We start from the raw sequence: 21,393 nt of genomic DNA on the forward strand, positions 1-21,393 counted from the left end.
AATGTTACGCTTTCTCCAGCTTTGCGTAAGCAAGTACCAGCCATTTGCTGCCAAATTCGTCGAAGTTTACTTGAACTCGACCGTGCTCACCACTCCCTTCGTAGTTAAGTACGATCCCTTCGCCAAATTTACGGTGTACAACTCGCTCACCTAAACTAAAGCCCGTTTCTTCAAAACTGGCGTGCGACGTCGCTTGGCTAAAGCGGTTGTGCACGGGCCGCGAAATAGTCGATTTCAGTCTAACCTCTTCAACGCAGTCTGCTGGCATTTCGCGAATAAATCGAGAAGCAGTATGATACTTATCTTGGCCATAGAGTCGACGACTTTCTGCATAAGTAATATACAACTTTTGCATTGCTCTGGTCATACCAACATAGCAAAGTCTGCGTTCCTCTTCCATTCGACCTGGCTCGTCGTTAGTCATTTGGCTAGGGAACATGCCTTCTTCTACACCTGCTAAGAATACCAGTGGAAATTCAAGGCCTTTAGCGGTGTGAATGGTCATCATTTGCACGGCATCCTGGTCTTTATCCGCCTGGGTTTCACCTGCTTCCAGCGACGCATGAGCTAGAAAGGCTGCCAGAGGCGACATTTCTTCGGCTTCTTCAGGCACGATAAAAGTTTTACATGCAGTAACCAATTCTTCTAAGTTTTCTAGACGTGCTTGGGCCTTTTCTCCGCGCTCTGCTTGGTACATGGCGTACAGACCAGACTGGCGAATAGCCTTATCGGCTTGTTGGTCAAGGGGCTCATCTAACGTGGATTGCTCTAGCTCAGTAATTAGCAACACGAAGCTTTGCATAGCATTTAGCGCGCGGCCTTTAAAGCCACCTTCATTAATGAGCAACTGACACGCCTGCCACATTGAACAGTTGTGCATTCGCGCGGTGTCGCGCACTTGCGATAAGGTTTTCTCACCAATACCGCGACTTGGGGTGTTTACTACACGCTCGAAAGCTGCATCGTCGTGCGGGTGGCTCACCATACGCATATAGCCAAGGGCGTCTTTAATCTCTTGGCGTTCGAAGAAGCGCAGACCGCCGTATATGCGATACGCCAGCCCTTCGTGCAGCAAGGCTTCTTCCAGTACTCGAGACTGGGCGTTGTTTCGATAAAGAATAGCGGTATCAGTAAGGGCGTTGCCTTGATTAAGCCAATCTTTGATTTTCGAAACAATAAAGCGCGCTTCATCTAGCTCGTTGAAACCCGCATATACAGAAATCAGCTCGCCTTGCGCGTCTTCCGTCCAAAGTTCTTTCCCTAAACGGCCCGTATTGTTGTCGATAACCGTGTTCGCCGCTTTAAGAATGTTTCCTGTAGAGCGGTAATTCTGCTCAAGGCGAATAGTAGTAGGCTCGTTGAAGTCTTTCAGGAAGTGCTGAATATTATCTACGTTCGCGCCGCGCCAGCCGTAAATAGACTGATCGTCGTCGCCAACAATCATAATGTTATTATTACCACCACTACACAGCATACGAAGCCATGCGTATTGGATATTGTTGGTATCTTGGAATTCGTCTACTAACACTGCACGGAAACGACGTTGATAGTGGGCTAATACTTCTGGGTTTTTAGCCCATAATTCATGTGCGCGTAGCAACAGTTCAGCAAAATCTACCAAGCCTGAACGGTCACAAGCGTCTTGATATGCCGCATAGACTTCGCGCATGGTCTTTTGAATATGATCGCCGTGGGTTTCAATGTGCTGAGGGCGCAAGCCTTCGTCTTTGTTGCCATTTATGTACCACTGAATTTGACGAGGCGCCCAATGCTTTTCGTCTAGGTTCATGGCCTTCAGAATGCGGCGAATAAGTCGATACTGATCATCCGAATCAATTATCTGAAAATTCTCAGGCAAGTTGGCTTCTGCATGATGCGCGCGTAACAGGCGGTGTGCAAGCCCGTGGAAGGTACCAATCCACATATTGTGCAGGCTGCGACCCATCAACGACTCTATTCGGCCGCGCATTTCTTTGGCTGCTTTATTGGTAAAGGTCACTGCCAAAATAGAAAAAGGGGCGATGTTTTCGACTTCCATTAACCACGCAATGCGATGCACTAATACGCGGGTTTTACCACTGCCCGCGCCAGCCAAAACTAGGGCGTTAGATAGTGGGGCTGCTACTGCTTCACGCTGTTTGTCGTTTAGCTCGTCTAGCAGTCGAAATACATCCATAGTGTGGTACCTGTTAGTTGATAGTGTTATACATTCAGCAGCGCGCTATTATGCCACCTGCCTGTTAATTTATACAGTCCAGTTTTTCCCAGTGAAGATAAATTTCAACGGCATTATACGTTCGTGTGCAATCATGATTTTAAGTATTATTTAATGAAAGATACGAGCGCTCTGAACGTTCTATTAAATTAATGGAAGCACTCAGTTAGACGCAGCGAGAGAGCAGAGTGCTTTAACGATGTGTACATGTACGATACGGTTATTAGCTATAACGAATTAATTCGATAAATTGATCGAATTATGCGCTTGGTCGGTATCACATCGGTATTGCATCACATCAAACTCAGGTAAACTTTTACGCGTTCCCTTTTGTCAGCATAGATATGCCCAGCAAGGAACAAGTTTAGATCGCTTACCCAATTTTCTGATAGAACACAGCATTTTTATATAACGGGACATGCTCATGACCGCACTTACAACGCCCATCGATTTTTGGTCTACGCTAAAACAAGAAGCGCAAGTTGTTGCTGAAAAAGAGCCTTTGCTGTCTAGCTATGTGCATGCCAGTGTTCTTGCACATCACAACTTTGAATCGTCGCTTAGTTTTATTCTGTCGAACAAAATGGCAGACGACGTCATGCCTGCGCTCGCCATTCGCGAAGTTTTCGATGAAGCTTACTTACTTGAGCCAGGCATCAGCGAAGCGGCTATTGCTGACATTCTAGCGATTAAGGCGCGGGATGCGGCGGTCAACGATTACCTTACTCCCTTACTTCACTTTAAAGGTTTTCATGCTGTGCAAGTACACCGCATGGCGCATTACCTTTGGGTTCATGGGCGTCATCAGCTTGCTTTATTCTTACAAAGCCGCAACTCGGCAAGCTTTGGTGTAGATATCCACCCTGCTGCGCGTATAGGTAAAGGCGTCATGTTTGACCATGCAACTGGCATTGTAGTGGGCGAAACTGCAGTGGTTGAAGACAACGTATCTATTTTGCAGAGCGTTACATTAGGTGGTACCGGTAACGAGTCGGGCGACCGCCACCCTAAAATTCGCCAAGGCGTGTTAATTGGCGCTGGCGCCAAGATCCTTGGAAATATTGAGATAGGTGAAGGCTCAAAAGTAGGCGCTGGTAGCGTTGTACTCAATAGTGTTCCAGCTCACGTTACTGTGGTGGGTGTTCCAGCTAAAGTGGTTGGGAGACCGGTTTGTCAAAGCCCATGTGAATCCATGCGCCAAAACGTACTAGAAGATAACTCCCACGTATAAAATTGGGGTCAGAGTACATTTCTGCTTTCGTAATAATGGGGTCAGAGTACATTTTTGTCTTCAGCGTATTTGAGCGATTAAATGTACTCTGACCCCATTATTTGAGGGTTATTGTGTTGCCGCCTTTTTCTTTTGATGCGTAGAGTGCCCGATCGGCGCGCTGAATGAGCGTCTCGAGTGTATCGCTTTGCTGCATAAGAGTGACGCCGAAGCTCGATGACAATGACACTTCTGAAATAACGATTGCGTTTATACCTTCACGTACCTTTTCCACCAAATTAAGGGCGTTTTGCTCGCTGATATTAGGCAGAAGCAGTACAAATTCGTCGCCGCCGAAACGGGCAAAAACATCAGCTTTACGCACAATATCCTTCGTCACCTGACTTAATCGGCGCAATGCGTTGTCGCCGTCTACATGGCCTAATTCGTCGTTAATACGTTTAAACTTATCTAAATCAAACATAACGAAATAAAGCGAGCTTCCAGATTCACGGCTCTGAGCCATTTCTAGTGCGCTGCGCTGGGCCAAATACTCCCGCGTATAAGCTTGGGTTAAGGTATCCACAAAAACACGGTCTTTGAGCAGAGCATTGTCTGCTTGTAACTGAGGAATGGCTATACCAAACAACGCGTTGGCTGCAATAACGTTGAGTGCAAACTGATACACTTTGACGTAATCCATTAAGGCGAATATATGCACCAGCAAAACAATGCATAGGCTGCTTATTGCAAGGCTTATAACATTGCGCTTTGTACTTTCAGTACACGCTATCCACATGTGGGTAATGGCGAGAAAAAAGATAGCAAATGCACTGTCACGAGACTGGGTAAGTTTTGCCAATAACATGACGAATAGTATGAGGGCCAAATTGATTGCCACTTTTTTAAAGTAGCTGTGTAAATCGGATGAAGCGCAGTTAGAAAATGCCAAGAGGTCTATTTTAGAAGCCGCACTTATTTTTACTAACAAGCCAGCAAAAAGAGGTGCAAGCACAACAACACCAGCCATATCCCCTATCCAAAAGGGCAGCATCGCATCTTTAATATCCGCCGCTGACATCTGATTAGTGAGAACAAGTGAACCAATGACTAGTTGCGTAGCAACTAACGACGAAATACAGCCGATGATTAAGAACGAGACGATTAATTGGGGTGTGGTGACGTCGGGCTTTCTCAATAGATGGCCGAGAACACTGGCTCCTGCATAGTAAGGGAGCATATGTGCAACGCCGAATAACACGCCGCCCCACATCATTTCTACGTTACTTAACGGCAGCAAGTAGTTATGACCATTCCAGACGGTAATCGCAATGGCGGCCACCATAATAGGCACTACCGCGCGCCAACCTAAAACTAAGAAGCATGCAAGGGTGTAGCCTGCCGCAGGAAACCAAACACTGGCGTGTTCAGTGTATTCAACAATGCGTCCAATTTGCCATATGGCAATCCAAGACAAGATAATAAATACATCTTGATACAAGCCAGACAGTGGCTTAAACGGCCAAAAAGAGCGACCTGTCTCGGCATGTTCATGAACATTCGAGGTTGGCTTATCTACCTTGGACGCTTGTTGCGACCTTGACTTCGAGATAGCAGGTTTTTCCATGAGGACACAAAAACTACGACTCCAGTTTTCAGTGTATAACGAGTGAGCGTTAAAATCTATACGCCCTAAGTGCGGCTCTCTAGACCTTTAAGAATGCGGCTTACTCAAAGGTTAACATCTCGCAAAAGAATGAGTAGTAAAGGTCTGTATTTTCGAGATAAATAGCGCCTAGACAAATTGAATAAGCTCTTCTAATGAATCAAGCTGAACGTGTGGAAGTACTGAAACGGGTTCAAATTTCAACTGCATTGGACGATTACATGCAAACCAAGCCGACTGATAGCCGGCATTAATGGCACCGAACACGTCTTTAATAATATTATCGCCCACATGTAAAATGTGCGACGGCGTTACCTTTACCAGTGAGGCCGCTTCATCAAACATGTTTTGAGCAGGCTTCATGGGCCGTTCCACACTGGCGTGCAAGATCGCCGTGAAATAACGGTCTAACCCTACTTTTTGCGCGTTTACATTGCCGTTAGTAATACCAACGAGCGGTAAATGCTGGCTAAGTTTATCGAGGGTGTGGTGAACATTACTGGCTAATGCAAAATCGCTTCTTGCGTCATAAAAACAATTAAAGCAGCTGTCTACAGCAGCACGTAATGCAGTGTCTTCTGTGGGGACTATTGATAACTGGTTTGCTGGCGTGCCAGATAGTGCAGCGCTTAAAACAACGCGACGAAGCTGCCCCATATCAGAAGCCAATCGCGCGTCTTTGGCGATAGCCGCACGTTTAAGCTGTAGCCAATCAAGTGATGTTAGCTTAGCTGCCAGGTGGTGATGTTCAGCAATATGCGCTTGAAGGGCTTGCTCTGCGCGTCGAATAATAGGTTCATTATTATAAAGGGTGTCATCAAGGTCGAAGGTCATAGCCTCGACGTTATTGATAGACCTGAAAAACTGCATGGGGAAACCTTCTAGTAGCGTTATTTCTTGTGTGCGCGAGGGTGAGCCGCGTCATAAACCTTAGCGAGATGCTGAAAATCCAGATGGGTATAAACTTGTGTTGTTGACAAGTTAGCATGACCTAATAGCTCTTGAACCGCACGCAAATCTCCGCTGGATTCTAATACGTGCGTAGCAAAGGAATGGCGCAGTTTGTGAGGGCTTACTTTTTGTGACAGCGACTGTTCGCTTGCCATTTTATCGAGGCGATTAGCGACTTGTCGATTGGATATGCGGGTTTTGCGCTTACTCACAAAGACCGCACTTTCGTAAGGTGATGCGTAGGCAGGGCGTACCTTTAACCACGCGTTAAGTGCTTTTTGTGCGTGTCGGCCTAACGGAAGTATTCGCTGTTTACTTCCTTTACCCATGACCTTCACGGTACCGTCCTTTAGACAGTCGGCCAAATTAAGCCCAGTCAGTTCGCTCAAGCGCAGTCCACAGCCATAAAGTAGCTCAAACATAGCCACATCACGTAATTGCATACCCTCATCGTCGTCACTGCTTCGGGGGGAGGCATTAAGAAGCTGCTGCATTTCATCTACGCTTAGTTGCTTAGGCAATGGCTTCCCTTGTTTTGGAGCTTGAATACCCTCTACAGGGTTGCTGAATAGTTGCTGATGATCGATAAGATATTGGCAGAAGGTTCTAAGTGCCGATAGGCGCAATGCTATACTGCGCGGGCTGTGCCCTGACATCTTTGCATCAGCCATTACCCGCTTTATGTCGCTTGGCGTTAGTCCCGACCACTCGTAAAGCCCAAGTAGCTTTGCAACTTCGGTAAGCTGGCGCTGATAATTTTTGATAGTGTGAAGAGATAACCCACGTTCTACCTGTAGATGTAGCAGAAACTTATCTAGCCATTGCTGGCAAGGTTCGCTTATCAATGCGTCCGTAGACACTACACCTAATATCCCATCATTTCAGGCAAGATAATATTAAGCACTTGCTGAAGCTGTTGAAGTAACAAGGTGTCCATATCTGGGGTGAAGTGGCTGGCGTCACTGCTGCTAATACCTAAAATACCGAGTTCACGGTTGTCACCAAGCAGCATTAGCGCTACAGACTCCGCAGGGCTTTCTCCGAAAAGAAGCTGGCGTTCGTGTTGAGATAATCTGCCAAAGAAAAAGTTGGTATTTTTAAAACGTTTTTCAGTAAATAAACGTTGCTGTAGTTCGGGGATCGCGTGGGGACCTTTAAAGCTTTTAATGACCGCCGACGACAATTGTAAACGCTCTTGAAGCACATCTTCCAAAGTAAACTGAACTTCGGCAACACTTTCACAGCGCAGAAGCTGCACGTTTAAATCGGTGTAAACGCGATATATTTTTTCGTTTTGTTTAGCGATGCTCACCAGCTGATTGAGTTTAAAATTAAGCTGCCTAACTTTCTTTCGAAGCTGATCGCTTTGAATTTCTACCAGTGAAACACTGCCTTTCTGCTCGTGGGGAAGCTTAATTTTTTCAAGAAGGTCGGAGTGCTCGGCAAAGAACTCAGGGTTTTGTAACAAGAACGCGCGCACATCGGCACTCGACAATTCCGTTGTGTCGTTAAATGGCTCAATCAATTGCGTAGCGTTAGACTGCCCTGATAATTCGCTCATAGATTTATATGTCCGTCGTACACGTGCTCAGCAGGCCCTGTCATTTTTAACACGTTATCTGGGCCAGGCCAGCGTATACGTAAACTGCCTCCGGGTAAGTCCACCCGCACGTCTTTTCCTAATTTACCCTGAACCTGGCCAATTGCAACCGCTGCACAAGCGCCGCTACCACAGGCCAAGGTCTCACCTGAACCTCGTTCAAATACGCGAAGTTTAATATGTGACTCATTGATTATTTGCATAAAGCCAACGTTTACGCCTTCAGGGAAGCGTTCGTGCTTTTCAACAAGTGGACCAATCTCGGCCACATTAGCAGTATCAACGTCGTCGACTTCCATCACGCAATGTGGGTTACCCATCGATGCCGATCCAATGAATAGCGTGCTCTCGCCGACTCGCAATATGTAGGTGTTTTCTTGCTTATTGGCTTTAAGTGGAATATTCGCAGGTTCGAATTCAGGTTTACCCATGTTCACAGTAACCTGACCATCTTTCTCAAGATACAGCACCATTTTTCCAGCTTTGGTGCTTACGACAATTTTGTTGCGATTAATGAGACCTTTTTGCTTAACAAAACGTGCGAAGCAGCGCGCGCCATTGCCACACTGCTCTACTTCCGAACCGTCCGCGTTGAAGATACGATAGTGGAAGTCTTGTTCAGGATCGTAAGGCGGTTCCACCATCAACAGCTGGTCGAAGCCAATGCCGAAGTTTCGGTTAGCCAGTTGCTGAATTTTTTCTTTAGAGAAAAAGACGTTCTGAGTAACGTTATCAATAACCATGAAATCGTTACCCAAACCGTGCATTTTAGAAAATTGAACCTGCATTAAACGCGCATCTATCTTGTTAGTTTGTCTCTAGTTTACGGAAGTTTGTACTCACCTTGCCAGAGATCTTTTTGTTTTTCTCTTTCACGAACCACAATTGCTTTGTCACCGTCTACCATAATCTCGGCTGGACGACAGCGACTGTTGTAGTTTGACGCCATAACAAAACCATAGGCACCGGCGCTGCGAACTGCAAGTAAGTCTGTTGGTTCAATGGCTAATTCACGATCTTTTCCTATAAAGTCACCAGTTTCACACACAGGGCCTACTACATCGTAAATACGTGGTGTTGCCGTAGTTTCTTCTTTTACAGGAATAATTTTTTGCCATGCTGAGTAAAGTGCAGGGCGTAACAAGTCGTTCATTGCAGCGTCGACAATGGCGAAGCTTTTTTCTTCACCTTCTTTAATGAATTCAACTTCGGTAACTAAAATACCGGCGTTTGCTGCAATAGCGCGGCCTGGCTCAAGAATAAGCTTTAGGTTTTCACGGCCTACCATTTTTTCAGCCATGGCTTGTGCATAGGCTTTAGGATGAGGTGGTTGCTCGTTGTTATAAGTAACACCAAGACCACCGCCCACATCTAAATGTTCAATGATAATGTTGCGTTCAGCTAATTCATCAATAAGCAGAAGCAAGCGCTCCAAGGCGTCTACAAATGGGCCGATTTCTGTGAGCTGCGAGCCGATATGGCAGTCCATACCAACAACATTTAAATGAGGTAGCGATGCGGCCAATTCATAGGTAGCAAGCGCTCGCTCACGAGCAATACCGAATTTATTTGCCTTCAAGCCTGTAGAAATATAAGGGTGAGTTTTGGCATCCACATCCGGGTTTATGCGCAGTGAAATAGGGGCTTTCACGCCCATTTCGCCCGCAACCTGGTTAATTCGATGAAGCTCTGGCTCTGATTCTACGTTGAAACACATGATGCCTTGTTCTAGCGCATAGCGAATTTCATCATGCTTTTTACCAACGCCTGAAAATACTACCTTACTTGCATCGCCACCGGCCTCGATTACGCGAGCGAGTTCACCTGCTGAAACGATATCAAAGCCTGAACCTAATTTGGCTAGAACGCTTAATACACCGATGTTCGAATTCGCTTTTACCGCGTAACACACAAGGTGAGGATGCTCACCAATGGCATCATTAAATGCGTGCCAGTGACGCTCTAATGTTGCACGTGAATAGATGTAAACCGGCGTTCCATGCTGGGCTGCAATATCAGAAACAGCCACTTGTTCAGCATGAAGCTGACCTTGGCTGTAGGCGAAATAATCCACTAGTTCAGCTCTCCAGAAGTAGTTGCGGGTGAAGTGTTATTGGTGTCAGAGTCGGCGCCGGTTTCTGCATTTTCAGAAGACGCTGGTTCAGCAGACGTGTTTTGTGCAGGCGCGTCAGGAATGTAGAGCGCCCCTTTGTAACCACAGCCACATAATGCTGTGAGTGTTAGCAAGAAAACAACTGACTTTTTAAGCACGAAAAATCCCGCGAAGAATACGACAAATGCCGCTATCATCGCATTGCGGCGTTAAATTGCAAGAGCCAATAATCGTTCTTGTGTTTTATCGCCATATCGAACGTTTTTCCAAAGCGCATCGCACAGGCTTTGCGTATCAGAAAAGTCTTTGTTTTTAAGCCAATCGATAAGAATGTTGGGGTTGTCTGGAAAGGCAATTGCTTCGTTGTCGGGAGCTTCTAGCCACTCTTCAACAATGTCGGTATCAAGTTGAAACAGGGTGTGGCATAAATCCAATTTATTTAATGTAAGCACATTCGATAGTTGCTCAAACTGGCCGTGTAAAGGTTTTATAAGCAGCTTCTTGCCCAGTTGAAGTGCCTCACTCGATAGCTCAAACCCCCCATTGGCGATTACGCCACTGGCGTGCTGTAGGGCTTTTTGAAAGTGCTTCTTAGATGTAGGGTGCCAATGAATATGTCCCACTTCTTTCGCTTCATCGATGTTCGGGTGAAAGCATTCGAAAACCTGATCGCTTAGGGGTTCCAACATTTGTTGAACATCTTCAATATCTTCAAAAGGTAAGTAAACCAGAACGTGACCATTTCCCGAAGACACAATCGGCTTTTCTGCAACGAATGGCGGAATAATCGGTTGATTGAAGTGATACCAGTGCACACCTAGTTGAATCTCTGTTGGTGCAAACACTTTCATTAGCAAGGAGTCGAAAATCGTGTTGCCACTTTTAGGGACGTCGTAGGCAAATGCAGCCTGATGGCTAATCGAAATAGAAGATAGACCTTGCTGTTTAGCTGCCCACGCCGTAACGGGCTCAAAGTCATTGACTAGCAAATCGTAGTTGCTGGTATCAAAGGCTTTCACGTCTTTTATAAACTGGCTTACATTTGCATCTTTAACGGTCGCCCATTTATCAACCCGGCCTCCTTTGGTGATAAAGCTCAGGCCAGTAAAGGTTCGGTATTCTCCGAATATTTCCATGTCGAAATACTTCTCAGGGGGACGACCAGTAAACACAAAGTCAACGTTAATGTCATCGCGCTGTGCCAGAGCTGCAGCCATTATTCGCGCACGGGCGATGTGTCCGTTACCGGTGCCTTGCACACCATACAGTAATCTCATGCTACCCCAGAATAGAAATGCTCAACGTTGCTATTGTAACGCCTAGAAGCGTCCCTGCGATCACGTCTGACGGGTAATGAACACCCAGTAACACACGTGAAAGACCAATTAACGCGGCCCAGCTGTAAGCCAATACCGCAAACGACGGATAATAATGAGCCACTATGCTCGCCATCAATGTGGCTGCTGCCGTGTGGCCTGAAGGAAGAGAGAATTTATCCGAAGGCGTGACATGTGCTGTTAAATTCATTAGAAAATCGCAAGGGCGAGGGCGCTTGAACATTTTCTTAAGCAGCACATAAATGGGTAATTCCAGCGCATAAGCCATCAGCGCTGTGTAGAGGAAAAGCTCACCGTGTTCAGGCTCAAATGCCCAAAGCAGCGCACCGATAACAAGGTACAGGTAACCATCGCCGGTTTTCGACAGCCAGATAATACTTCTGCAGTCTCTTTTTTGCGTCAGTTTGTACAGGCGATAAAACAAGTCAGTATCGTATTTGGTCAAGGATTTAATCAACATCGCCTTGTCCCCTATCGGTTAATTACTGCACAGGCTAAAGTTCATCTGTGACCAGTGGGTGACGAAAAAAAGAAACTTTTTTGACAGCGAGCTTCGCTTTTACTTTTTCTTTTGTCCTGGCGAACAGATATTGGGAATGGCTGTAAAAGATAAAAAGCTAAGCAAAATATGTGCTCATTTGGGGGAGGGGAGAGCAAGTTTTGATGAGTTTTGAAAAAAGTAGAAAATTCGACGAAAGGCGTTAAATCAAACGTTTGCATTGCCACATTTAATGCTATGCTAGTTTTAGAAGCGTAAGCAGCGCTTTGTTTTCACTTAATTTTAGTCTTCTCAATTTTAGTAAGGCAGAACGATGGAATACAACACATCTGAATTATGCGATTTGTTTGCTGATAGCGTAGACGTGGTAGATCCAATTTTCGCGAGCTTTGGTGGCCGGTATTCTTTCGGTGGTGAAATTACCACAATTAAATGCTTTGAAGACAGAGGCCTTATCGACCGAGTACTTGCTCAGCCCGGTGCTGGAAAAGTACTGCTTATTGATGGCGGTGGTTCTAGCCGTCGTGCACTGTTCGATGCATCCTCTGCTCAAGTTGCAATCGATAACGATTGGGAAGGGGTTGTGATATACGGCAGCGTGCGAGAAGTTGATAGCCTTGCCGAATTAGATATCGGTGTTTTGGCGGTAGCCGCCATTCCAGTAAATGCTGAGTGTGAAAGTATTGGTGAGGTAGACGTGCCCGTTAACTTTGGTGGCGTTACGTTTTTACCAGAAGATCATTTGTATGCTGATAGCACGGGCGTTATTCTCTCTCCTGAACCTCTCGATCTGGACTGAGTGCCATAAATAGCGCGTAATTTTAGGGGCGCACCTGGCGTTTATTAACCGATAAGTTCTGCAAACTCAGTTTAAGCAGGGGCTTTTGGTGCGAGCAATTTACGGGTTATATCCTTTTTGTCTTACCGTTTTTTTGGCTATGTTGGCGTTGCCCTCAAAGGCAGAGACGCTTACTGTCGGATGGCTGAATGATAACGTTAACGAACGTTACTTAATCTCTGACATTGAGCAAGAATTTGCCAAAATAGCGCCTGATATTACGCTCAATGCGGTGGGCGTACATACCGATAAGTATAAGCAGCAAGTTCTCAAATGGCTTAAAACGGGTGAAGGGCCAGACGTACTTTATTGGTATGGCGACGAGCGGCTGCTCGACCTTGTTCGCAGTGGATGGGTGAGCGACATAAGTGACGTTTGGCAAGCACAGCGACTAACAGATGCGTTTAGAGTGTCGGTGTCCTCTCAAGTTAGCCTTAATGGCCGCTTCTACGCTATTCCGGTATCCCATTATCCGTGGTCCTTTTTTTATAATGCCGAGCTTTTTGATTCTCTGGGACTTGCTGCACCAAATACGTGGGACGAATTTCTTCACCTCTGTCAGGCTTTAAAAGAGAAAGGTATTACGCCCATAGCCATTGGGTATGATGCGCCGTGGGTATTAACAAGCTGGTTTGAATTCATTAGTTTACGGCTTTATGGAGAGTCCTTTCACCACGAACTGTTATCAGGCCGTGTCTCATATAAAGATGAGCGAGTCGTACAGGTTTTTCTTCTGTGGAAAGTACTCATTGATAAGGGCTATTTCATGGATACGGGAGAGAACATGGACTGGTATGACCCCATGCCTTATCTATACCGAGGCTTGGCAGGTGTTACGTTAATTGGACATTTTCTAAGCTCTCGTATTCCTGAAAGTGCAGAGTCAAAAATTAGGATATTTTCTTTCCCAGAGCTCAGTCCCGGTCAAGAAACCATTGAGCTAGCTCCTTTGGATGTGTTTTTTATTCGGGCTAGTTCTTCGAAGCAAAAAGCGGCGCGACAATTTTTGTCGTTCATGGCTACACACAAGGCCCAGTCGCGATTTAATCTTCACGCAGGGGGATTTTCTCCTTTGGCGGGAAGTGAGCATTTTCCGAATTACTTTAATGATATGGGCGCTAAGCAGTTAAATACGGCGGAAAGCACAAGTCCATATTTCGATAGGGTCGTGCCTCACGAATTCGCAGAACCTGCCATGACACTGTTGAGAGACTTTATGAAATCAGCAGATGTAGGTAGTACGACAGAGGCTCTTGAAGCGCTAAGGTTGGAAGTGTATCAGCTCGATTAACTATGAGATGCTAATCGAGCTCAACTTTTGACTAGTGCTCTGCTTCGTCAAACACGTTGTTCAAATACATGGCAATGCGAATTCCCGCCATCTGCAAACGCTTTTTAGCAGTAGGCAGGTGGTTGTATAAGTAGTCATAGCTCATATTGTTTGCGTCATCAGGATAAATGGTATCGCGAATAGCGGTGCTTTCTTCAATCCACACCATAGGGTCGGTGGTGGCCCAACTACGAATATCCTTAGCCGTAATAGCTTTTGTTAACCAAGACGTCCACTCCGAATAAGACAGGTCGCGCTGATCTAGCATTTGCGAGTCCCACACGCGATGTAAGTTAGAGTCTTGCCAGAAGAAGCGCACTTTTACATCGTTACCGCCACGATCAGTTCCGTTTCCGGCATGAAGCGGCTGATGAAGGTCGCCAATAATATGCACAATGAACTGAAGGGCCAGACGCTTTTCTTCAATGGTGGCGGTGTCGCTTTTTAACGTTTCAGTAAACTGCTTTAACGCGGTAACCGCATCACCTTGCTTTGGTGCGCCAACTTCTTCGTAGGTCTTTCCTTGAGGTACAGATACATAGTGCCAAGGGCTAGCGGTTTTCTGCCAAAATTCGCTTGGGTCAGAACGCATTTCGTCAGCGTGAGTTGAGGCTTCAGCCAACGAACCGTGTGGTAATAACTCCATTAGTGCAGCTTGTGAAAGAGGGCTAAGATATTGCTCGGCAATAGCGCCAGTCACTCGGTGACCGGTTTGCCCCCATCCGAAAGCGGGTGATGAAATACACAATGTAAATAGCGTGCTCAGCGCAACTGCGCAAATCCTGTTTGCAAACGCGAACATGGTTAATCCTCAGAATGTTTGGAAGACTGGTAGCCCCATCTTGCGACAAGAGACTGCTCAATACCTAGGTGGTCTAGTATGCGCGCCACCACAAAATCTACCAAGTCATCGATAGTTTTAGGATTGTGATAAAAGCCAGGCGCTGCAGGCATAATAGTAGCACCCATTTGCGAAAGCTTGAGCATATTTTCTAGATGAATAGAAGAAAGTGGCATTTCACGAGGCACCAAAATAAGTTGTCCACGCTCTTTTAGAACGACATCAGCTGCGCGCTCAATAAGGTTGTCGCTAGCGCCAATGCTAATGGCCGAAAGCGTACCTGTAGAACACGGGCAAACCACCATTTTTGCGGGGGCCGCTGAGCCTGAAGCTACCGGTGAAAACCACTCTTCTTTTCCAAATACCTTGATTTGGTCAGGTTTTGCATTGCAATGCTCGGTAAAGAACGCAGCTGCATCTTCGGGACGCCCGGGTATCTTGACGTTCTCTTCGGTGGCAAACACCACTTTGGCAGCGGAAGAGATTAATACATACACTTGGTAATCGGCGTTAACTAGCGATTTCAATAGTGTAAGCGCATAAGGCGCGCCAGATGCGCCTGTGATAGCAAGCGTGACTTGCTTGTCATGTTTCATTGTATAGCCTCTGTAGATGACAAGCATAATGCGCTTGTCTATCGGGTAACACTTCGTTTTATTCTGTCTATTTACAATTTGGACTTCATTTTTAGGGCGTCGAGTATTCGGCCATGAATGCCTTCAAAACCGCCGTTACTCATTACAAGAATATGATCGCCCGGTTGTGCTACGTTGCAAACGCCTTGAACGATCTTCTCTACATCTCTGAAGCAGTGCGTAGGCGCGTTGCTGTGCGCTACCGAATCGACTAACGACCAGTCCATGCCTTCAGGTTCATAAAGGTAAACCTTATCGGCTTTCTGCCATGAGTTTGCCAGCGTATCTTTGTGCACACCCATTTTCATCGTGTTAGAGCGCGGCTCTAGCACAGCCAAAATACGGGCATTACCCACTTTCTTGCGCAGTCCATCAAGTGTAGTCGCAATTGCAGTAGGGTGGTGTGCAAAGTCGTCATAAAGGGTGATGTTGTTTACTTCACCCTTTACTTCCATGCGACGCTTAACATTCTTAAAAAATGATAAGGCGTCTATGGCATCAGGTAAGGTAACACCTGCATGGTGGGCGGCAGCTATGGCCATTAAAGCATTGTCCACATTGTGTTGACCAACCAAAGCCCAGGTTACCGTTCCAGCTATAACGCCGTTATGTAATACATTGAATTCACTGCCGTCTTTCTTTAACAGTTCCGCATGCCACTCTTTGCCCAACGATTGGCGAGAAGACCAGCAACCTTTCTTGAGCATATCCTCAATTGTGGGCGTATTGTTAGGTGTAAGAATAAGCCCGTTTTCTGGCACCATGCGAACCAAATGGTGGAACTGGGTTTGAATAGCCCCAAGGTCAGCAAAAATATCTGCATGGTCAAACTCAAGGTTGTTAATTACCAAGGTTTTTGGACGATAGTGTACGAACTTAGAACGCTTATCGAAAAATGCGCTGTCGTATTCGTCAGCTTCAATGACAAAAAAGGGGCTTTCACCCACGCGAGCCGATACGCCAAAATTCTCTGGTACGCCGCCAATCAAATAACCAGGGTTAAGACCAGCGTGTTCTAAAATCCACGCGACCATACTGCTAGTAGTCGTTTTACCGTGGGTACCTGATAACCCAATGACCCAACGATCTTTTAGTAAGTTATCAAGCAGCCATTGGGGGCCGCTAGTGTAAGGCAGGTTTCGGTTTAACACGTATTCAACGGCGGGGTTACCGCGCGACATCGCGTTACCAATCACTACCATATCTGGCGCTGGATCAAACTGGCTTTCGCAATAACCTTCGGTCAACTCAATGCCTAATGCTTCAAGCTGGGTGCTCATGGGCGGATAAACGTTTTTATCAGACCCTGTTACTTTGTGGCCGAGTGATTTAGCAATAGCGGCGATGCCGCCCATAAAACTTCCACAAATGCCTAAAATATGTACATGCATAGCGCATTCTCAATGAATTATCATGTTATTGGGGTACTGTATCAGAACCCCGTGGCCTATAGATAATTCAATTTTAATCATTCAATAAATGCCTTAAGCCGTTGTAATACGCTAAACACCTATGAATCTATGATGTGCAAACTGGTATGGTGTGTGTATGACATTTTACGGGCGTGTTCCACTTACCCAAGAACACGGTTACAATCTAACCACAGGTTTAAAACCTGTGTGTGCTTCAGACAAACGCCGGTAAGGAAAGCTGAGCGACTGGTAGCACAACACCCTACACACGAAAAAAAGGCTTACATTCAATGAAACGTTTAAATTCCCAATTGCAACAAGACGGTGCACCGCTTGAGTTAATTTTACTCATTCGTACACTGCTAGCGGGCTGTAAAGAAATTTCTTTCCGCGTGAGTCAAGGCGCACTTGCTGGCGTGCTCGGTTCAACCCTTTCAGAAAACGTACAGGGCGAAACACAGAAAAAGCTCGACGTTATCTCTAACCACATTTTAAAAGACACGCTAAGGGAATCTGGCTACGTAAAAGCCATTTCTTCTGAAGAAGAAGATGACGTTGTGCCGTGTAATCCAGACGGTAATTACTTAGTAAGCTTCGACCCGCTAGATGGGTCGTCAAACACTGAAATTAACAGCCTAATTGGTACTATTTTCTCTATTACCCATGCGCCACAGTGGATGAAACCAGATGATCCGTCTGCTTTCTTACAGCCTGGAACGCAGATGGTAGCTGCAGGCTATGTGCTGTATGGCCCGTCTACTATGCTGGCGTTGACGACGGGGCGCGGCACGCATATTTATACGCTTGATAAAACCCACGGTGGTTTCCTGCTTACTCACCCTAATATTCAAGTACCTGAGCAAACGTCAGAGTTTTCGATTAATGCGTCGAACCAGCGTCATTGGGAACCTGCAATGCAGGCATACATTGCCGACCTTCTAGCAGGTAAAGATGGCCCTAGAGGCAAAAACTTTAATATGCGCTGGGTAGCGGCAATGGTGGGTGATATTCATCGTTTGCTTTGTCGCGGTGGCATCTTTATGTATCCATTCGATAACAGGGACCCGTCTAAGCCAGGTAAATTACGCTTGCTTTACGAAGCTAACCCGATGGCATTCTTAATGGAGCAAGCAGGTGGAAAAGCAGAAACAGGCACTGGCCGAATTCTGGAAGTTATGCCTGAAGAAATTCATCAACGTGTACCGTGCATTATCGGCTCTAAAGAAGAAGTTGAGATGTGCTTGAGCTACAACGACAACGCGAAATAGCGAAAAAGCAGCAAAATTTAACGAAAAATAAAGAGATTAGTACGACATGGGTCGTAAAGCGTTTTTATTTTGCTGCTGTCACCGTATACTTAACCCAAAATTTCTTATACATCATTGAAAGGACCAAAGAATGAGCTTGAGTGCTATTTCTGCTGGTAAAAACGTACCAGACGAAGTAAATGTGATCATCGAAATTCCAGCACACGCTGACCCGGTGAAGTACGAAGTAGACAAAGACACAGGTGCACTATTTGTTGACCGTTTCATGGCAACTTGTATGCACTACCCAACTAACTACGGTTACGTGAACAACACGTTGTCTGAAGATGGCGACCCAGTTGACGTTCTAGTAATGACTCCGTTCCCACTACTTGCAGGTTCTGTCATTAAGTGTCGTCCAGTTGGTGTACTAAACATGACTGACGAGTCTGGTAAAGACGCAAAAGTACTAGCGGTACCAGTAGACAAGCTTTCTACTATCTATCGTGACGTTAAAGAAATTGCAGACGTACCTCCGCTTCTTCTTAAGCAAATTGAGCACTTCTTCGAGCACTATAAAGATCTTGAAGAAGGCAAATGGGTGAAGATTGACGGTTGGGCAGACGCTGCCGCTGCAAAAGAAGAAATTACCGCAAGCATCGCGCGTTTCGAAGCAGAATAATTCACGCTGCTTTAAATTGATGATACAAAGGGCTGGTGTAATACCAGCCCTTTTTGTATGTGGCTAAAAAGTGAAGATTGAAAACGACAAGCAAAAGCCGATACAAAAAAGCGAACAAAATACTCAACGATAGAGAGCAGTATGATTCACCATAAATTATCCATGACTTCATTGTTTGCTGTAATAATGATGGTTGTAACTTTTAACTCTTTGGCAGATGAAACTCCTACTGAAGTATATTGGGAAGACCTAGTGCCCGAGGGCTTTAATGAGCTCGCGCCACCTTCAGTTCAACACAATGGCGAGATGAGTCAGCTTCAGCCTGACGCACCCGTTGTCGATACCTTTGATGGTAAACGGGTGAAAATCCCGGGTTTTGTTGTGCCGCTAGAAGGTACGGCAGAGCTAACCACTGAGTTCTTACTTGTTCCATATTTCGGAGCCTGTATTCACGTACCACCGCCGCCGTCTAATCAAATTGTTTACGTAAAATTTGAAGAAGGTGTGCCCATAGATAATATTTACGATGCAATTTGGGTAACCGGCGAACTGTCGACTGACGGTTGGAAAGGCGACATCGCGTCTGTAGGTTACCGTTTGAAAGGCGAAGCCGTAGAAGGGTTTTAAGCATAAAACGTTTAAAAAGGATATCAGGTGTTTACAGGATTATCAGCGTTTCCCATTACTCCATTCAAACAAGAAGCTATTGATTACAAAACATTTAAAGGGCTTGTTGAGAATTTGGCTTCGGCGAATGTAGATTCAATTTGCGCGATAGGCTCTACTGGGCTGTATCCTTATCTAACGCGAGGGGAAAAGTACGACGTAGCCAAGCTCGCCGTCGACCACGCAAATGGCATTCCTGTTATGGCAGGCGTTGGGGCGCTGAGAACCTATGACGTGCTAAAAAACGTTGAAGCTGTGCAGCAAGCAGGTGTTAATGCTGTGCTGTTAGCACCCGTTTCCTATCAAGTGCTTAACGAAGAAGAAGTGTATGGCCTCTATGAGGCAGTGAGTCACGAGGTATCTGTGCCTATCTGCGTTTACGAAAATCCTCGTGTGACTAATTTTACCTTCAGCGAAGATTTATACCGCCGCATAGGCAAATTGCCGAATATCGGGGCGATTAAAATACCCGGTACTCCGTTTGCCAAGAGCTCAATGGATAATAGTTCGAGCAAGGATATCCCACCCTCTGAAGTAAGCAGTAGCGAAGGCGCTCGTCGATTAGCATCATTACGAGAGATAATGCCTGCACACATTGCTATAGGCGTGAGTGGTGATAGTTTTGGCGCAGCAGGAATGAGTGAAGGTTGTGACCTATGGCTCTCTGTTATAGGGGGAATATTCCCGCGAACCGTAATGCGTATTATCGACGCCGCTCAGTCTGGTAATGCTGTGGATGCACAGGCTCAGTCGCAAGAGTTAAACGAAATATGGAGCATGTTTGCGCGCAATGGCGGTGGTTTGCGTGTGGTTGCTGCCGCGGCAGAAATTTTGGGCTATTGTGAAACGCCTAGCTTGCCTGCACCCTTCTTACCTATCGACAAGAAAGAGTACAGCGAGCTAGAACGTATTATCGCGCAGTTGTCGTTAAGCTAGCCCTGCGTATATATCTGCTCAGCGCGGTTAAATAGAAGCCACGACGTTAAAATGTACTTGTCGTTACTTTTTGGAATTTGGCCGCGATGCGTGTGAGTAAAATAGGCAGGCGCAATCACCATTCTGCCTGCTTTGGGCTTAACCGCGCGGTTTTGATAATAAAACTCCGTCTCGCCGCCTTCTTCCACATCGTTTAAGTAGTACATAAACAGCAATACGCGGTGCAGTGCATCGTTATGTTGAAGCTGTGGATAGACTTCTGAATGCCAGTACGGGTAGCCACCATTGCCTGCGGTGTAGCGCTGTGCATTTACATCGCCGACCCGAAACAGGTAATTCACCAAATTTGCCAAATTGGGTTTACCCACTTCATCAAAATTTTCACCTGTTACTTTTACCGGTTCACCAGTTTTGGGATGGCGTACGGTCAAGCCTATAGGCCCAACAAGTGCAAAATAGTACTTTTCAATGTAGGAGACCAGCTGCCGGCCAGTGTGCTGCATCACTTGCTGAAATAGGTCTTTAAATTCCGGGTTGCGGCTTATCGACACATCCATGCTGCGTTTTTTATCTAAGTCGACGCCGCCGCCAGTACGGCCTTGAGACAAATTAGGGCTGCTTTCAAAGCGTTCCATGAGTTGTTTGCACAGCTCTGGTGGTAACACATCATCAATAACTTCAATTAAATCGCTCATGGAGACCTCGTACTGCGCTTTATTACTGAGTTGGTACTTCTTTAAAGTGTGACTGTAGTTCTGATTTCACTTCATCCGGTATAGGCGCAGAGCGCTGTGTTTTATAGTCAAAATGTACCATGGTGGTAATGCCTGTTGAGCACAGCTTATCGTCTTGCCATAACTCTTGAAACACGTCGAATGCACTGTTGCCTAGCCGGCTAATGTAGGTTTTAACCGTCACAGGTTTGCCATAAAAAATTTGAGCTAAAAAATCGACTTTGTAGCTGGCTAAAATTAGCGGCCAATTTTGTAAGTCTAGCTCAGGGGTAAACATTCTGAAAATAGGCTCTCTGGCTGCTTCAAACCAAGCGACTAATGCTGTGTTACTTACATGCTGTAAGGCATCTGTTTCACAAAAACGTACGTCGAATGACGTAACTAATGGTACTGAATGGCTCATATTTTTTAGTAGGGTTCTTTGTTTATTTAGCTTTCACTCTAGCATTATGCCGCAGCTATTTCAGTCATTTATCAAACA

22 protein-coding genes are annotated in these 21,393 nt (G+C 45.8%); 7 read left to right on the plus strand and 15 right to left on the minus strand.

Going from position 1 to position 21,393, the window contains the following annotated elements:
- Window positions 1-4 precede the first annotated feature (4 nt).
- Window positions 5-2,176 carry a DNA helicase II gene (gene uvrD / locus WA381_RS06285; protein WP_156085743.1) on the minus strand — a complete coding sequence of 724 codons (2,172 nt, stop codon included), beginning with the start codon at window positions 2,174-2,176 and terminating at the stop codon, window positions 5-7.
- A gap of 463 nt (window positions 2,177-2,639) precedes the next feature.
- On the opposite strand from uvrD, the gene cysE reads away from it, so the two are divergent.
- Window positions 2,640-3,446 carry a serine O-acetyltransferase gene (cysE, locus tag WA381_RS06290; RefSeq protein WP_014947845.1) on the plus strand — a complete coding sequence of 269 codons (807 nt, stop codon included), beginning with the start codon at window positions 2,640-2,642 and terminating at the stop codon, window positions 3,444-3,446.
- A 97-nt stretch (window positions 3,447-3,543) separates the two neighbouring features.
- On the opposite strand, the gene WA381_RS06295 is transcribed toward cysE, so the two are convergent.
- The 9 genes from WA381_RS06295 to WA381_RS06335 all read right to left on the minus strand — a co-directional run bounded on the left by WA381_RS06295 (window position 3,544) and on the right by WA381_RS06335 (window position 11,552).
- Window positions 3,544-5,052, minus strand: coding sequence for a sensor domain-containing diguanylate cyclase (locus tag WA381_RS06295; RefSeq protein WP_069943525.1), 1,509 nt, complete (start codon window positions 5,050-5,052; stop codon window positions 3,544-3,546).
- A gap of 168 nt (window positions 5,053-5,220) precedes the next feature.
- Window positions 5,221-5,961 carry an HAD-IA family hydrolase gene (locus tag WA381_RS06300; protein ID WP_156085744.1) on the minus strand — a complete coding sequence of 247 codons (741 nt, stop codon included), beginning with the start codon at window positions 5,959-5,961 and terminating at the stop codon, window positions 5,221-5,223.
- 20 nt (window positions 5,962-5,981) lie between these two features.
- Window positions 5,982-6,902 carry a tyrosine recombinase XerC gene (gene xerC, locus WA381_RS06305; protein WP_014947848.1) on the minus strand — a complete coding sequence of 307 codons (921 nt, stop codon included), beginning with the start codon at window positions 6,900-6,902 and terminating at the stop codon, window positions 5,982-5,984.
- A gap of 5 nt (window positions 6,903-6,907) precedes the next feature.
- The gene (locus WA381_RS06310) at window positions 6,908-7,603 is read right to left on the minus strand and encodes a DUF484 family protein (protein WP_014975351.1); all 696 of its coding nucleotides are present in this window, start codon (window positions 7,601-7,603) and stop codon (window positions 6,908-6,910) included.
- The gene (gene dapF / locus WA381_RS06315) at window positions 7,600-8,430 is read right to left on the minus strand and encodes a diaminopimelate epimerase (protein ID WP_156085745.1); all 831 of its coding nucleotides are present in this window, start codon (window positions 8,428-8,430) and stop codon (window positions 7,600-7,602) included. Before dapF ends, WA381_RS06310 begins: the two co-directional genes overlap by 4 nt.
- Before the next feature lie 35 nt (window positions 8,431-8,465).
- Window positions 8,466-9,716 carry a diaminopimelate decarboxylase gene (lysA, locus tag WA381_RS06320; RefSeq protein ID WP_014975352.1) on the minus strand — a complete coding sequence of 417 codons (1,251 nt, stop codon included), beginning with the start codon at window positions 9,714-9,716 and terminating at the stop codon, window positions 8,466-8,468.
- A complete protein-coding gene (gene lptM / locus WA381_RS06325; protein WP_069943528.1) occupies window positions 9,716-9,952 on the minus strand; it encodes an LPS translocon maturation chaperone LptM in 237 nt (78 codons plus the stop codon). Before lptM ends, lysA begins: the two co-directional genes overlap by 1 nt.
- Window positions 9,953-9,964: 12 nt before the next feature.
- Window positions 9,965-11,032 (minus strand): MJ1255/VC2487 family glycosyltransferase, encoded by a 1,068-nt coding sequence (locus WA381_RS06330; RefSeq protein WP_156085746.1) that lies wholly within the window; start codon window positions 11,030-11,032, stop codon window positions 9,965-9,967.
- 1 nt (window position 11,033) lies between these two features.
- Window positions 11,034-11,552: a phosphatase PAP2 family protein gene (locus WA381_RS06335; protein ID WP_014947854.1), complete on the minus strand. Its 519-nt coding sequence runs from the start codon at window positions 11,550-11,552 to the stop codon at window positions 11,034-11,036.
- A gap of 352 nt (window positions 11,553-11,904) precedes the next feature.
- Between WA381_RS06335 and rraA the strand changes: the two genes are divergently transcribed.
- Both rraA and WA381_RS06345 read left to right on the plus strand, forming a co-directional pair.
- Window positions 11,905-12,390: a ribonuclease E activity regulator RraA gene (gene rraA / locus WA381_RS06340; protein ID WP_014947855.1), complete on the plus strand. Its 486-nt coding sequence runs from the start codon at window positions 11,905-11,907 to the stop codon at window positions 12,388-12,390.
- 88 nt (window positions 12,391-12,478) lie between these two features.
- Window positions 12,479-13,720, plus strand: a complete 1,242-nt coding sequence (locus WA381_RS06345; protein ID WP_014975355.1) for an ABC transporter substrate-binding protein — start codon at window positions 12,479-12,481, stop codon at window positions 13,718-13,720.
- Between the two features lie 31 nt (window positions 13,721-13,751).
- Here WA381_RS06345 and WA381_RS06350 read toward each other — a convergent pair whose 3' ends face one another.
- The 3 genes from WA381_RS06350 to mpl all read right to left on the minus strand — a co-directional run bounded on the left by WA381_RS06350 (window position 13,752) and on the right by mpl (window position 16,626).
- Window positions 13,752-14,561: a S1/P1 nuclease gene (locus WA381_RS06350; RefSeq protein ID WP_014975356.1), complete on the minus strand. Its 810-nt coding sequence runs from the start codon at window positions 14,559-14,561 to the stop codon at window positions 13,752-13,754.
- A 2-nt stretch (window positions 14,562-14,563) separates the two neighbouring features.
- Window positions 14,564-15,196 carry a flavin prenyltransferase UbiX gene (locus tag WA381_RS06355; protein ID WP_014975357.1) on the minus strand — a complete coding sequence of 211 codons (633 nt, stop codon included), beginning with the start codon at window positions 15,194-15,196 and terminating at the stop codon, window positions 14,564-14,566.
- A 71-nt stretch (window positions 15,197-15,267) separates the two neighbouring features.
- Window positions 15,268-16,626, minus strand: coding sequence for a UDP-N-acetylmuramate:L-alanyl-gamma-D-glutamyl-meso-diaminopimelate ligase (gene mpl, locus WA381_RS06360; protein ID WP_156085747.1), 1,359 nt, complete (start codon window positions 16,624-16,626; stop codon window positions 15,268-15,270).
- A 311-nt stretch (window positions 16,627-16,937) separates the two neighbouring features.
- On the opposite strand from mpl, the gene WA381_RS06365 reads away from it, so the two are divergent.
- The 4 genes from WA381_RS06365 (at window position 16,938) to WA381_RS06380 (ending at window position 20,178) form a co-directional block, all read left to right on the plus strand.
- Window positions 16,938-17,915 carry a class 1 fructose-bisphosphatase gene (locus tag WA381_RS06365; RefSeq protein WP_014947860.1) on the plus strand — a complete coding sequence of 326 codons (978 nt, stop codon included), beginning with the start codon at window positions 16,938-16,940 and terminating at the stop codon, window positions 17,913-17,915.
- A gap of 130 nt (window positions 17,916-18,045) precedes the next feature.
- On the plus strand, window positions 18,046-18,576 hold the full coding sequence (gene ppa, locus WA381_RS06370) for an inorganic diphosphatase (RefSeq protein WP_014947861.1): 531 nt from the start codon (window positions 18,046-18,048) through the stop codon (window positions 18,574-18,576).
- A gap of 141 nt (window positions 18,577-18,717) precedes the next feature.
- Complete coding sequence (locus WA381_RS06375) at window positions 18,718-19,203, plus strand: DUF3299 domain-containing protein (protein WP_156085748.1); 486 nt, start codon at window positions 18,718-18,720, stop codon at window positions 19,201-19,203.
- 27 nt (window positions 19,204-19,230) lie between these two features.
- A complete protein-coding gene (locus WA381_RS06380) occupies window positions 19,231-20,178 on the plus strand; it encodes a dihydrodipicolinate synthase family protein (protein ID WP_156085749.1) in 948 nt (315 codons plus the stop codon).
- Here WA381_RS06380 and WA381_RS06385 read toward each other — a convergent pair.
- Both WA381_RS06385 and WA381_RS06390 read right to left on the minus strand, forming a co-directional pair.
- Window positions 20,175-20,873, minus strand: coding sequence for a 2OG-Fe(II) oxygenase (locus tag WA381_RS06385; protein WP_156085750.1), 699 nt, complete (start codon window positions 20,871-20,873; stop codon window positions 20,175-20,177). The two genes, WA381_RS06380 and WA381_RS06385, sit on opposite strands and share 4 nt — an antisense overlap.
- A gap of 22 nt (window positions 20,874-20,895) precedes the next feature.
- On the minus strand, window positions 20,896-21,315 hold the full coding sequence (locus WA381_RS06390) for an acyl-CoA thioesterase (RefSeq protein ID WP_014975361.1): 420 nt from the start codon (window positions 21,313-21,315) through the stop codon (window positions 20,896-20,898).
- Window positions 21,316-21,393: the final 78 nt, after the last annotated feature.

The organism is Alteromonas sp. CH_MED4-4 (genome assembly GCF_037029575.1).
Lineage (GTDB): Bacteria > Pseudomonadota > Gammaproteobacteria > Enterobacterales > Alteromonadaceae > Alteromonas > Alteromonas macleodii.